The organism is bacterium (assembly GCA_020444325.1).
Lineage (GTDB): Bacteria > Bacteroidota > Ignavibacteria > SZUA-365 > SZUA-365 > BM516.
The window spans coordinates 58,901-71,047 of record JAHLLD010000013.1 but is presented as its reverse complement, the minus strand read 5'-3'; the positions used below and the strand labels follow the sequence as shown (position 1 = coordinate 71,047).

General features: G+C 56.0%; 17 protein-coding genes. All 17 read left to right on the top strand.

The genetic code is table 11. The features are described 5' to 3' along the window. Positions 1-59: 59 nt before the first annotated feature. The 17 genes from KQI65_15190 to KQI65_15110 all read left to right on the top strand — a co-directional run bounded on the left by KQI65_15190 (position 60) and on the right by KQI65_15110 (position 12,145). On the top strand, positions 60-233 hold the full coding sequence (locus KQI65_15190) for a YtxH domain-containing protein (GenBank protein ID MCB2206085.1): 174 nt from the start codon (positions 60-62) through the stop codon (positions 231-233). A gap of 41 nt (positions 234-274) precedes the next feature. Beyond that, positions 275-520, top strand: a complete 246-nt coding sequence (locus KQI65_15185; protein MCB2206084.1) for an NrdH-redoxin — start codon at positions 275-277, stop codon at positions 518-520. Positions 521-539: 19 nt separating this feature from the next. Further along, a complete protein-coding gene (locus KQI65_15180; protein ID MCB2206083.1) occupies positions 540-809 on the top strand; it encodes a co-chaperone GroES in 270 nt (89 codons plus the stop codon). A gap of 121 nt (positions 810-930) precedes the next feature. Continuing rightward, positions 931-1,602: a Crp/Fnr family transcriptional regulator gene (locus tag KQI65_15175; GenBank protein MCB2206082.1), complete on the top strand. Its 672-nt coding sequence runs from the start codon at positions 931-933 to the stop codon at positions 1,600-1,602. 193 nt (positions 1,603-1,795) lie between these two features. Next, positions 1,796-2,719 carry a 4Fe-4S ferredoxin gene (locus KQI65_15170; protein MCB2206081.1) on the top strand — a complete coding sequence of 308 codons (924 nt, stop codon included), beginning with the start codon at positions 1,796-1,798 and terminating at the stop codon, positions 2,717-2,719. A gap of 484 nt (positions 2,720-3,203) precedes the next feature. Further along, positions 3,204-3,683 carry a cytochrome c gene (locus KQI65_15165; GenBank protein MCB2206080.1) on the top strand — a complete coding sequence of 160 codons (480 nt, stop codon included), beginning with the start codon at positions 3,204-3,206 and terminating at the stop codon, positions 3,681-3,683. A 36-nt stretch (positions 3,684-3,719) separates the two neighbouring features. Beyond that, complete coding sequence (gene coxB / locus KQI65_15160) at positions 3,720-4,490, top strand: cytochrome c oxidase subunit II (GenBank protein MCB2206079.1); 771 nt, start codon at positions 3,720-3,722, stop codon at positions 4,488-4,490. Positions 4,491-4,504: 14 nt separating this feature from the next. Continuing rightward, the gene (locus tag KQI65_15155) at positions 4,505-6,340 is read left to right on the top strand and encodes a cbb3-type cytochrome c oxidase subunit I (GenBank protein MCB2206078.1); all 1,836 of its coding nucleotides are present in this window, start codon (positions 4,505-4,507) and stop codon (positions 6,338-6,340) included. A gap of 4 nt (positions 6,341-6,344) precedes the next feature. After that, entirely contained in the window at positions 6,345-7,337 is a 993-nt protein-coding gene (locus KQI65_15150) for a COX15/CtaA family protein (protein ID MCB2206077.1), read from the top strand. Continuing rightward, a complete protein-coding gene (cyoE, locus tag KQI65_15145) occupies positions 7,334-8,281 on the top strand; it encodes a heme o synthase (protein ID MCB2206076.1) in 948 nt (315 codons plus the stop codon). The genes KQI65_15150 and cyoE overlap by 4 nt, the downstream gene beginning before the upstream one ends. A 4-nt stretch (positions 8,282-8,285) precedes the next feature. Then, positions 8,286-8,876: a cytochrome c oxidase subunit 3 gene (locus KQI65_15140; protein ID MCB2206075.1), complete on the top strand. Its 591-nt coding sequence runs from the start codon at positions 8,286-8,288 to the stop codon at positions 8,874-8,876. A 19-nt stretch (positions 8,877-8,895) separates the two neighbouring features. Then, positions 8,896-9,177, top strand: coding sequence for a cytochrome C oxidase subunit IV family protein (locus tag KQI65_15135; protein MCB2206074.1), 282 nt, complete (start codon positions 8,896-8,898; stop codon positions 9,175-9,177). Between the two features lie 5 nt (positions 9,178-9,182). Next, on the top strand, positions 9,183-10,121 hold the full coding sequence (locus tag KQI65_15130) for an ABC transporter ATP-binding protein (GenBank protein MCB2206073.1): 939 nt from the start codon (positions 9,183-9,185) through the stop codon (positions 10,119-10,121). Next, positions 10,118-10,882 (top strand): ABC transporter permease, encoded by a 765-nt coding sequence (locus KQI65_15125; protein MCB2206072.1) that lies wholly within the window; start codon positions 10,118-10,120, stop codon positions 10,880-10,882. The genes KQI65_15130 and KQI65_15125 overlap by 4 nt, the downstream gene beginning before the upstream one ends. Beyond that, positions 10,879-11,466 (top strand): SCO family protein, encoded by a 588-nt coding sequence (locus KQI65_15120; GenBank protein MCB2206071.1) that lies wholly within the window; start codon positions 10,879-10,881, stop codon positions 11,464-11,466. Before KQI65_15125 ends, KQI65_15120 begins: the two co-directional genes overlap by 4 nt. After that, positions 11,463-11,885 (top strand): DUF420 domain-containing protein, encoded by a 423-nt coding sequence (locus KQI65_15115; protein MCB2206070.1) that lies wholly within the window; start codon positions 11,463-11,465, stop codon positions 11,883-11,885. The genes KQI65_15120 and KQI65_15115 overlap by 4 nt, the downstream gene beginning before the upstream one ends. A 5-nt stretch (positions 11,886-11,890) precedes the next feature. Further along, entirely contained in the window at positions 11,891-12,145 is a 255-nt protein-coding gene (locus tag KQI65_15110) for a hypothetical protein (protein ID MCB2206069.1), read from the top strand. Positions 12,146-12,147: the final 2 nt, after the last annotated feature.

The window sequence follows — 12,147 nt, the reverse complement described above, 5'->3', positions numbered from 1 at the left end:
CTGCATCGCGCAGTCGTTTTCCAGCAACGACAGGCAACAGCAAACAGAAAGACACACCCATGATGATACTCACAGCTCTTGGTGGTGCCGTGCTCGGTGGCGGCGCGGGTTACCTGATCAGCAAAAACCTCAGCCGTGTAACCGGCGGGTGTCCGATCATGTGCAATCCGAAAGTCGCCGTCCCGTATTTCGCGTTCATGGGCGTGCTGCTCGCCGTTGAGGCGCTGGGCTGAGTCGGAAAAAACAGCACTCACAGACGAACGGATTTGATACCATGGCACAGACGCAACGAGTAGTCGTATTTTCCACCCCCACCTGTCCCCACTGCGTGAACGTCAAGCGTTATCTCAAGCAGCAGGGCATTCGTTTCAAGGATGTGGATGTGAGCAGGGACAGTCGCGCGGCGGCCGATATGGTGCGCAAGACGGGCCAGCAGGGCGTTCCGCAGTTGTGGATTAACAACCGTCCCATCGTTGGCTTCGATAAAACAAAAATTGATAATTTGCTGAACCTCAAATAAAACACGTAACGGAGAACGCATGAACATTCAACCGATTGATGATCGTCTGCTCATCGAGCGCATCGAGCAGGAAGAGCAGAAAGTCGGGAGCATTATCATCCCTGACACCGCGAAAGAAAAACCGCAGCTGGGCAAGGTCGTGGCCATCGGCACTGACGAAGATCTGCAGGAGATTTTCAAGGAAGGCGACAGCATCCTTTTTGCCAAGTTCGCCGGCGATGAGATCAGCTATGACGGGACAGATTACCTGATTCTCTCCCGCGCCGACGTGCTCGCCATCCTTCGCTGACACGCTCACGATATTTTACTGACCGGCCCCGCCATCCAGGGGACCAGTCATGAAATGCCAGGGGCGGCTCCTTTTTGGAGTCGCCCTTGCCGTTTGTATTGCACTGCAGTATGTTCTTCGCATGCATGTAGACGAAGCATTTGACAGGATATTTCTCTTCGCCGCTCTCGATAAGGGTGAGCGTGCGCTTGCCAGGGAATGCGTGACACTGCGCAGCCTGGAGAAAGGTGATGTGCTGTACCGGGAAGGTGACGACGCCCTCGCGTTCTATGCTGTGCTCGAAGGGCAGTGCAAGGTGTATCGCATTACTCCGGCGGGGGACGAGTTTATCGTGCACATACAGCAGGAGGGGGATCTCATCGCTGAAGCCGCGATGTTCGATGTCAAGACGTATCCCGCCTCCTGTGTGGCCATGACGGAGTGTACGCTGCTGCGTGTGGACAGTCGGCGCTTCATCGCGCTGCTGCTTGACCAGCCCACGCTGTCGATTCGCATCCTTCATGCATACTCACGGCGACTGCGCGGTTTTGTCACCGCGATGGAAGACCTCGCCCTGCGCGATGTCAAGGCGCGACTGGCCCGTTATCTTCTGCGTCACGCGGAAGACAGCGCAGGCATCGCCTTCTGTCCCATACCCTTCACCAAAAAAGAACTGGCCACCCTGATCGGCACCATCCCCGAAACGCTCTCACGCACCCTGAAAGAATTCAAATCCGGTGATCTGATCGAGGAACGCCGGAACGGGTTCTTCCTGAAGGATATCTCCGCCCTCCGCGCCTGCACCGGTGACTGAAATTCACTACAACGCAACCAAATATGCAGGTTCTGCATATTTTTGAGCCGCCGTTTATGCAGTTTCTGCATATTCGTGGCCGGAATTTTATGCAGTTTCTGCATAATTCTGACCTGAGTTGACTTTAATCAAGGCTCCAGCGCCCTGCGCGCGCCATATTGCAGCAGACATCATTGCTGATCAGGAGTGTATCATGACAAGAGACATCATAGAAATCAACGAAGCACTGTGCGACGGTTGCGGCGATTGTGTGGTCGGCTGCTCGGAAGGTGCGATACAGATTATTGACGGCAAGGCCCGCCTGGTGCGTGAAGAGTTCTGCGACGGTTTCGGCGACTGCATCGGCGTCTGCCATACCGGTGCGCTGAAAGTCATAAAACGCGAAGCCCCTGAATTCGATGACGCAGCCACCCGGCGTCATCTTCTCGAAACGCAGGGCATGGAAGCCGTGCGCCGTTACGAAATGGCGCAGGCTAGACATGAAGGAATCCATGCTGCGCAAGAGCAGGGCGGACATGGAGGTGGCTGTCCGGGAAGTGCCCAGCGCGAGCTGCACCGGGAGGTGCATATTCCCGTGATGCAGCATTCGGCGGAGAACGCGGGGCAGGTTGCAAGTACCGGACACCCCGGGGCGGTGAGTGCAGGATGTCCGGGATCCGCTGCACGTGAGCTCAGGCGCACGGCAGGTCCCACGACGAATCCCACGGCATCGCCGACGCTCATTCCGAGCGAGCTCGGACAGTGGCCCGTGCAGCTGCATCTTGTGCAGCCCGGTGCCTCGTTCTTCCGCAATAAGGAAATGCTGGTCATGAGCACCTGCGGTCCCATCGCGTCCGCCGAAGTGCATCAGCGCTACCTGCGCAATCGCAGTGTCGTCGTTGCCTGTCCCAAACTCGACAACACGGCCCTCTACGCAGACAAGCTGGCCGCCATTTTCCAGGAGAGCAGCATTCCGCGGGTCATCGTGGTTATCATGGAAGTGCCCTGCTGTCGTGGGTTGTCCATGATCGTTGAGCAGGCGCTCGCCATGAGTGGACGACAGGATCTCGTGGTTGAGGAGCACACGCTCACGCTCGATGGAGATATCAAATCCGTGCGCGAGCTCGCCGCATATTAATTTGTCACACGAAGACGGCGCATGAACGAAAGAAATCCGAAAAATAATCCTCGCCATTTTTGAGGTAATAATTCAATGAAACGGGGTGCCGAAGGCATCCCGTTTCGCGTATTCTAAACACACACAAAACAGTTGCTTACCTTCACGGCAACCGGAGATCAGGACGAGCGAGAAGGGGAGGCGAAAATCTGTTGAATCCCTGAAAACAGGCGATTTTCGGCCATTCTTCCTTTGTTCAACGGAACTATTCCCTTTCCCAAATCCGTTGAAAATTGTAGAAAATCGCTGAAATCTTCCCGTGTGTACTTGACTGGAATTCGGACAAGCCGTAGCTTGTTTCGATTACCTTAATCAAACGTATTCACGGTTTCAACATCAGTCTTGGCCCGCAATGAGTTCTCGTGACGACGTCTTTCCCTGTTCCAGTCGAATTTTATTTGGACTGCGTAAAAATTACACGCTTTTTCTCGCTGTATTCAGCGCGATGATTTTCCTCCACGGTTGCTATGCCTTCGTGGATGATGAGACTCCCCCGGAGTGGGAAGACGAATCGTCCTCCGCACAGGATGTCTCCGCGATCGCGCAGTCGGGTGGTCCGGGCGCCAGCGTGTTCAATGCGAAGTGTGCTGTCTGTCATCAGATGAACGGAAAGGGCATCCCGGGAGTGTATCCGCCGTTGAGCGGATCTCAGATCGCGACCGGCGACCCTCGGTTACCTGTGCGGATTGTACTGCACGGTTTTCACGGCCCCATTGAGCGTGAAGGCAAGAAGTACAACGGCGTCATGCAGCCCTGGCAGAACGATCTCAGTGATCAGGAAATCGCGGATGTGCTGACATTCGTGCGCTCGAATTTCGGCAACAGCGCCCCTGAGATCACCCCTGAAGTCGTGAAAGAGCAGCGCGAGGCGACGAAATCGAAATCCGGCGCCTGGTCAGAAGAAGAACTCAAATCCTCCCTGTGACACACGAGCACCGAATGCAATCGAGGTTAAACGTCCATGCTTGATTGGCTTCCTGAAAATGTCTCCATCTTTGGAGAAGGTGTCGACCACCTGTTCTCCATCATTTACTATATCTCAATTGCGATATTTTTGATCGTCAATGTGATATACATCACCTTCATCATTCGCTATCGCCGCAAGCGCAAGGGTGAGAAAGCGCACTATTACCACGGCAACAACCTCCTGGAGTTTTCCTGGACGGCATTGCCGTTTGTGCTGTTTCTTTTTCTCGCGTTTTACAGCGACGGGATATGGGAGGACATCAAGTATTCGAGCAAAACGCCGAATGCGGATGTCGTCGTTGAAGTGATGGGACAGACGTACATGTGGCACTTCCGCTATCCCGGGTCTGACGGACTCTTCGGACGGCGTGACCAGAAATTCATCAGCAGCACCAATCCTTTCGGCATTGATCCTGATGACCCGAACGGGAAAGACGATTACACGACGATCAACAGCATGATGATCCCGGTCAACAAGACCGTGCTCGTCCGCCTTTCGTCGATGGATGTGATTCACAGCTTCTTTCTCCCGAACATGCGCGTCAAGCAGGATGCGGTGCCCGGGCAGTGGGTGGATGTCTGGTTCAACAGCCGCAAGACAGGGGAATATGAGATTGCCTGTGCCGAGCTGTGCGGGAGTGGTCACTACCTGATGCGTGCGACTCTCGACGTCACGTCGCAGGAAGAATACGACACATGGATTGACGAACAGTACACTAACGTGCTCGCGTCGCTTGACACGGCACCTGCAGAGACCAACGAGTAACGGTACAAAGCGATATGGAAGCAGCTATCAGTTCGGAACAGCACGGACACGCCGCCTCACACGGGCATCACGAGTCCTTCATCCGGCATTACATATTCTCTACCGATCACAAGATGATCGCCAAGCAGTTCATGGTGACGGCCATCATTTTTCTTTTCATCGGCGGCGCCTTCGCACTCTTCATTCGCTGGCAGCTTGCCTACCCCGGCCAGCCCATTCCCGTGATCGGCCAGTTTCTGCCATCGACCTGGGTCAATGATGCCGGGGCGGTGACGGCGGAATGGTACACGCAGCTGCTGACGATGCACGGCTCGATCATGATTTTCGCCGTTGTCATCCCGCTGCTCGTGGGAACTTTCGGCAACTTCGCCATCCCGTTGATGATCGGTGCCGATGACATGGCGTTTCCTTTCCTCAACATGGTGTCGTTCTGGCTCTTCCCGCTCGCGGGCATGCTCATGATGGCCGGGTTCCTTGTGGAAGGAGGGTCGGCCGCAGCAGGCTGGACGTCCTATCCACCCCTGAGTGCCGTCGCATCCACCGGACAGACGCTCTGGATCGTCGCACTGTTCTTCATCGGCTTTTCCTCAATCCTCGGTGCCGTCAATTACATCACGACAGTGCTCAATATGCGGGCACCGGGAATGAAGCTCTTCGACATGCCCATGACCGTCTGGGCCGTGTTTATTACCGCCATCATTATCATCATCGGTACCCCGGTACTTGCGTCTGCGCTGTCCATGCTGTTCATGGATAACTTCCTGAACACCAGCTTTTTCCTTCCGGAGAATCTCATCGTTCCGGCGCGCGACATGACGCGTACCGCGGGTGGTGGACAGCCGCTGCTGTGGCAGCATCTGTTCTGGTTCTATTCCCATCCCGCGGTCTATATCATGATTCTGCCGGGCATGGGCGTGGTGTCTGATGTGCTGTCCACGTTCTCACGCAAGCCCCTCTACGGGTACAAGGCCATGGTGTTTGCGATTGTCGCCATTGCCTTCCTCGGCATCATCGTCTGGGGACATCACATGTTCCAGTCGGGTATGAATCCGCTGCTCGGTACGACATTCATGGTGAGCACCATGGTTATCGCGGTACCCTCCGCCATTAAAACCTTCAACTGGCTCGGAACAATGTGGCGCGGGAAGATGGAATTCACGGCGCCCATGCTTAATGCGGTTGCCTTCGTCTCGATGTTCGTCATCGGCGGACTCAGCGGGATTTTCATGGCGTCGACACCGGTGGATGTTTTCATTCACGACACCTATTTCATTGTCGGACATATTCATTACGTCTTGTTCGGCGGCAGTCTCTTCGCGATTTTCGCCGGACTGCATTACTGGTTCCCGAAAATGTCGGGGCGCATGTATAATGAGCGCCTGGCAAAATGGCATTTCTGGATTACCTTCGTCAGCTTCAACGGTACGTTTTTCCCCATGCATATCCTGGGTATCGGCGGCATGATGCGCCGTATCTACGATCCCACCATCTACGATTTCCTCAAGCCGTTCCAGCCGATGAATGAATTCATCACCATCAATGCGATGATACTCGGCTTCGCCCAGTTGCTGCTTGTCATCAATTTCGGGTACAGCTGGTTCCGCGGTCAGAAGGCCAAGCGTAATCCCTGGCGAGCGAACACGCTCGAGTGGCAGGCGCCGTCGCCTCCTCCGCATGGCAACTTTGATCGTCCACTGCAGGTGTATCGCGGACCCTATGAGTACAGCAGTCCCGAAGCCGTGCAGGACTATCTCCCGCAGACGACGTCGCCCGAGGAACTCGCCGAACAGCACCGTCACCATCAGAAACGTCTCGAACAGCAGCAGGAAGCAACGGTAACGCAGGACTGATATCATGAAGAAAGGAAGCTACAAACATACGACCTCATCACGCCGCTGGCTGCATCGCCTTGCCATCGTCCTGGCCGTGGGTACGGTTCTCCTGATCACGAAGGGGGGACTGGTGCACAGTGCCGGGGCAGGTCTATCTGTGCCTGACTGGCCCACGACGTACGGGGAAAACATGTTCACCTTCCCGGTGAGCAAATGGACCGGAGGCATCGTCTATGAACACGGACACCGCCTGATCGCAACTGTCATCGGCATGCTCATGATCGCCGTGACGATCTGGGTCTGGCTGCGCGACGACAGGCGCTGGCTCCGCTGGCTGACTGCCGGTGCCCTGCTCGCCGTGATCGTACAGGGCGTACTCGGTGGTATGACCGTCCTGATGCGTCTCCCGACTGCAGTCTCCGTCAGCCATGCCATGCTCGCACAGTCGTTCATGCTCATGACCATGCTCATTGCCGCAGCGACATCGCCGCGCTGGATGAGCAGGGAAGCCCCCGCGCAGGTCCCGGTATCGTCATCCCTGCAGAAACTCCTGCTGTTCACCGTCATCTTTACCTTTGTGCAGATTCTGCTCGGTGCCATTACCCGGCACACATACAGCGGAATGGCAATCACGGACTTCCCGTTGAATAACGGCAGTATCATCCCCGACTTCACGACGTTCGGTGTGGCCATTCAGTTTGCGCATCGCGTCGGGGCGCTCATCGTCACGACACTGATCCTTGTGCAGGGTGTGCGTATACTTCGTCGACCCGACCTGCAGCTGCTGCGCAAGCCTGCGGCCCTGGCTATCGGCATGGTGCTCATCCAGTTCATGCTCGGTGCGACGGTGATATGGACGCGCGAAGCCATCGTACCGAACACGCTCCATGTCATGGGAGGAGCGCTTACGTTCACCTTTGTATTTCTCACGTATGCACGCAGCCGCAGGTATTACCGCTTCGCCAGTGATGCGGAGTCATCCGTCGCACTGCATCCGCAGGGGGCAGGCGCATGAGAGATCACAAGTCAACAGTTCTCCCGATGCACGGCAACGGGGCCCATGTAAACACCATGCAGGTCGATGCACTGTCACTGCGCGAGCAGTTCGCTGCGTATTACGAGCTGACCAAACCCGGTATCACCCTCATGGTTGTCGTCAGTACGGCGGCCGGATTCTACCTGGCGCTGCCGCGGAATTTCCTCACGCTTGAATATGCACTGCTCTTTGTGGTGACCGTGCTGGGTACCGCCCTGGTTTCCGCCGGCAGCTGCGTACTCAATCACGTGATGGAGCATGACGCTGATCGCGGAATGAAACGCACGATGTTTCGTCCCATTCCTTCGGGACGCGTCAGCTGGCTGAACGCCCTGCTGTTCGGCGTGGCACTCATCACCGCCGGACTGGCCATGCTGTTTGCCGCCCAGACCTTGACGGCGCTTCTGGCAGCACTGACTGTGTTCCTGTATCTCGCCGTGTACACCCCCATGAAGCGGCGCACGCAACTCTCCACCCTGGTTGGCGGCATCCCGGGCGCACTTCCGCCGCTTGGCGGTTATGCCATGGTGTCGGGCAGTATCGGTGGCGAAGGACTCGCGCTCTTCATGATCCTGTTTCTCTGGCAGATGCCACATTTTCTGTCGCTAGCATGGATGTACCGCAAGGATTACGAACGGGGCGGCTTCCCCATGCTTACCGTGCTCGACGGAAGCGGTGTGGTCGTTGCCCGGCACATCCTCACATATACACTGATGCTCCTGCTCTTCAGTCTGCTGCCGACAGTGTTCGGTGATACCGGTGTGCTGTATTTCATCGGCGCCCTGCTGCTGGGAGCGGGATTTTTCACGACCGGCATTCGCTTTTTCTACGAGCGCAGTAACAGTAACGCACGTACCGTGCTGCTGTCATCGTATTTCTATCTGCTCGCATTGTTCACCCTGATGTTCATAGACAAGGCCTGATCACATGTCCACCCTTGCTGCAAGTCACTCTCGTTTCGATACGGGCATCTACCACGGAAAGCTCGGCATGTGGGTATTCCTCGCATCCGAAATCATGTTCTTTACCGGTTTCTTCGGTGCCTTTATCGTACTGCGCAATATGAACATCGAGGTGTTCACCCAAAGTGCGCATCACCTCGACAAGGTTGTTGCAACGATCAATACCGCGGTGCTTATCACCTCGAGTCTGACCATGGCGCTTGCCCATCTCGCACTCGAGAAAGGGAATGAAGCGAAATTCCGCCTCTTCCTGACGCTGACCATCGTGTGCGCCTTCGGATTCCTGGGCATCAAGTCCTACGAGTATGCAACCAAGTTCAGTCACGATATCTATCCCTGGACGAATACGTTCTATGCCAGTTATTTCACGATGACCGGTTTCCATGCGCTGCACGTGATCGGGGGATTGATTCCGATGACATGGATGCTCGGGAAATCCCTCATCAAGGGATACCCGCAGGAAATGCATCATCGCGTCGAGACACTCGGGCTGTACTGGCACTTCGTTGACCTCGTGTGGATTTTCCTCTTCCCGACCCTTTACCTGATTTTCTAGCAGCGAGAAGGAGACAACCATGGCAGCTGGCGAAAGCTTCGAGACAATACAGAAGTCCTATTTCAAGGTGTTTCTGGCACTGCTTGTACTGACTGCGCTTACCGTCGCGGTTACCACAATACACTTCGGCGATGTGATGAACATCGTTGTCGGGGTGCTGATAGCCATTGCGAAAGCGGGGCTTGTCATCTGGGTGTTCATGCACCTGAAGTTCGATAACAGCCGACTGCGCTTTTTCGTGTATGTCCCAGCCTTCTTCTTCCTGACCTTCGTTCTTGCGTTAACCATTCTCGGACTCTGATCGACGTGTTGAAAGTCACCGACATAGCGTACACCTATCACACCCGTACCCGTGGCACGCGCGGAAAGCGCAGCGTGCAGGCGCTGCGTGGCGTATCGCTCGATGCACGTCCCGGTGATATCACGGCGCTGGTCGGACCGAACGGCAGCGGGAAGAGCACACTGTTTCGTCTCATCACGGGAACGCTGCGCCTGCAGGAAGGGAATGTGGAAATGAACGGGGAAGCGGTTGCCGTTTCCCGAATCGGCGTGGTCTTCCAGTCGCCCGCGCTCGATGAACAGTTATCGGTATTCGAGAACATGCGCTGTCACGGGATGCTCTATGGCATGCGCTTTGAACGTGGCGACCTGCCGGCGGACCTTCTGACGGTGCTCGAACTCGACGACAAACTCGATGTGCGCGTCGCGGAGCTCTCGGGCGGGTATCGCCGTCGCGTGGAACTCGCCAAGGCACTGCTTCCCGAGCCGTCGCTGCTGGTGCTCGATGAGCCATTTACCGGTCTCGACGTCGCCGTGCGTGAAAACTTCTTCCGCGTGCTTCAGGGCATTACCGCCCAGCGGGCACTGACGACACTGCTGATCACGCATGATCTGCAGCTCGCCGGACAGTGTGACCGTGTCGCCCTGCTCGAAGAGGGACGTCTCATCGCGGACGATACACCCGCCCGGCTGCTGGCTGGATTCGGGGCTTCCGTCGTGGAAATCACCTCGACCGATATTGAGGCGGCAGGGCGGTATATCCCACCCTCGGCGCAGACGCTGCGTCTGCATGACAATGCGCTGCTGGTCAGAAACATGCGCCTCGATGACGCGATGCAGTTGCTCGATGAAGCGGACGCGCGTATCAGTGATGTGCATATGCGCAGGCCAACGCTGGAAGACTATTTCATTGAACAGACCGGGCATGCGATTCATACGGCAGCGGAAGGGAGGGTGACGGCTTGACGACGCTTCTGCTTCCGACGTATGCACTCTGGATTCGTGATCTGCAGCATTTCGTGCGGCAGCGCAGCCGGGTGATCGGCGCGGTCGGACAACCGTTCGTGATCTGGATTTTCCTGGCGGCGGGATTTCGGAACAGCATGCATGCAGGCGGTGTGGAATATGGAAGCTGGCTGTTCCCGGGCGTCATTCTTCTGATCGCATTGTTCGCTGCAATCTTCTCCACGATATCCGTGATAGATGACAGGGACTCCGGTTTCCTGCAGGGGGTGATGACATCACCCGCACCGCGCGGTGCCATCGTGCTGAGCAAGATGCTCGCGGGCACCACGATCGCCGTGCTGCAGTCCGTAATCTTCATGATTCTTCTGCCGTTTTCCGGCATTTCGCTGAGCCTGAATGCGATTGTGCTCAGCCTGATCATTCTTGTCGTGGCAGGTATGATGTTGACAGCGCTGGGCTTCATCATCGCATGGCGCATGCAGTCGACGCAGGGTTTTCACGCAGTGATGAACCTGCTGCTGCTTCCGCTGTGGATGCTTTCCGGTGCGTTCTTTCCCCTTGCGAGTGCAAGCGGGTGGATGCGCATCGTCATGCAGCTCAACCCGCTGTATTACGTCACGACACTTTTCCAAGAGAGTTTTTTCCTCGGCAGCGACATTTCCGTGTCGTCGGCACCGGCGGTGGGATTGTCTATCGCTGTGACGGCCGCACTGCTGTTCCTGCTGACAATGATTTCATTTCGCATGGTGCAACAACGATGAAAGGCCACATACGTACATACGCGCTGCTTTCCCTGACGCTGCTGTTTCTTGCAGCCTGCCAGTCGGGCGCGCCGCAGCATGAAGTGCATGAGCTCCCTGAGATCAAGCACGTGCCTGCGTTCAAATTCACGAATTTCAATGGAGGCGAATTGACCGATGAGGATCTTGAGGGCAAGGTTTTCATCGCCTATTTCTTTTTCACCTCCTGCGGTGGACCGTGTCCGATCATGAATTCCACGGCCAATGTGCTGCAGGCGGAGTACGCCGACGCCGATGATTTCCGCATTGTCGGTTTCAGCGTCGATCCCGAGCGCGACGATCTCGAGCGCTTGACCAAGTATGCCGAACGCTATCACGCGACTCCGGGACGCTGGTACATGCTGCGGAATGACAAGGATGTTGTCGCCGATCTTGCCTCCAACGGTTTCATGATGGGGGATGCCTCCGTCCCTGCCATGCACAGCACGCGTTTCGCCCTCGTCGATGGCAAGGGCATGATACGCGGGTATTATGATGGAACGGATGAGACCAAGGTTGATGATTTGCGTGCCGCATTGAATTACCTGCTCGGGAGGGGTGCATGAGCATCACGGATCTCCCGTCGGTCAACGCGACGCTCAACGGTCTTTCGGCGGTCTTCCTCATGATCGGATTCATGTTTATCCGGCAGAAAAAAATTCCGCAGCACAGGGCGATGATGCTGTCCGCATTTATTACCTCCGCCGTGTTTCTGGTCAGTTACCTGACCTACCACTTCAGTGTGGAACTGGTGACGCGTTTCCAGGGCGAAGGTTTTGCCCGAACGCTGTATTTCTTCATCCTGATTTCGCATTCCGTGCTCGCTGTTGCGGTACCGCCGCTGGCCATCATTACGTTGTTCCGCGGACTCAAAATGAATGTGCAGCGCCACAGGCGCATCGCGCGCTGGACGCTGCCGATATGGATGTACACCTCGGTGACCGGGGTGCTCGTCTACCTGATGTTGTATCATTTCTACGCCTGAGTGTCATGAAACGAAAAGCTTTCTATATCGTCCTTCTTCTCGGCGTGTTTTTCATTCTTCCCGATGTACTGCACGCCTGTCCGAACTGTAAGGAGGCATACATGAGCGACGGCCAGTCGCCTGTCGCTTCGGGATTCAATACCAGTATTGTCTTTATGATGATTATGCCGTTCCTGGTTTTCGGCGGCTTTGTGCTCCGGCTCTGGCTGGCACAGCGCAAGCTTCGCGAAGCGGAAGGCACAACGCACTTTAACGGATAACA

What these genes read in the sequence shown, in the direction of transcription:
- KQI65_15190 (MCB2206085.1), top strand. Translation starts at nt 60, where the DNA reads ATGATGATACTCACAGCTCTTGGTGGTGCCGTGCTCGGTGGCGGCGCG.
- KQI65_15185 (MCB2206084.1), top strand. Translation starts at nt 275, where the DNA reads ATGGCACAGACGCAACGAGTAGTCGTATTTTCCACCCCCACCTGTCCC.
- KQI65_15180 (MCB2206083.1), top strand. Translation starts at nt 540, where the DNA reads ATGAACATTCAACCGATTGATGATCGTCTGCTCATCGAGCGCATCGAG.
- KQI65_15175 (MCB2206082.1), top strand. Translation starts at nt 931, where the DNA reads ATGCATGTAGACGAAGCATTTGACAGGATATTTCTCTTCGCCGCTCTC.
- KQI65_15170 (MCB2206081.1), top strand. Translation starts at nt 1,796, where the DNA reads ATGACAAGAGACATCATAGAAATCAACGAAGCACTGTGCGACGGTTGC.
- KQI65_15165 (MCB2206080.1), top strand. Translation starts at nt 3,204, where the DNA reads ATGATTTTCCTCCACGGTTGCTATGCCTTCGTGGATGATGAGACTCCC.
- coxB (MCB2206079.1), top strand. Translation starts at nt 3,720, where the DNA reads ATGCTTGATTGGCTTCCTGAAAATGTCTCCATCTTTGGAGAAGGTGTC.
- KQI65_15155 (MCB2206078.1), top strand. Translation starts at nt 4,505, where the DNA reads ATGGAAGCAGCTATCAGTTCGGAACAGCACGGACACGCCGCCTCACAC.
- KQI65_15150 (MCB2206077.1), top strand. Translation starts at nt 6,345, where the DNA reads ATGAAGAAAGGAAGCTACAAACATACGACCTCATCACGCCGCTGGCTG.
- cyoE (MCB2206076.1), top strand. Translation starts at nt 7,334, where the DNA reads ATGAGAGATCACAAGTCAACAGTTCTCCCGATGCACGGCAACGGGGCC.
- KQI65_15140 (MCB2206075.1), top strand. Translation starts at nt 8,286, where the DNA reads ATGTCCACCCTTGCTGCAAGTCACTCTCGTTTCGATACGGGCATCTAC.
- KQI65_15135 (MCB2206074.1), top strand. Translation starts at nt 8,896, where the DNA reads ATGGCAGCTGGCGAAAGCTTCGAGACAATACAGAAGTCCTATTTCAAG.
- KQI65_15120 (MCB2206071.1), top strand. Translation starts at nt 10,879, where the DNA reads ATGAAAGGCCACATACGTACATACGCGCTGCTTTCCCTGACGCTGCTG.
- KQI65_15115 (MCB2206070.1), top strand. Translation starts at nt 11,463, where the DNA reads ATGAGCATCACGGATCTCCCGTCGGTCAACGCGACGCTCAACGGTCTT.
- KQI65_15110 (MCB2206069.1), top strand. Translation starts at nt 11,891, where the DNA reads ATGAAACGAAAAGCTTTCTATATCGTCCTTCTTCTCGGCGTGTTTTTC.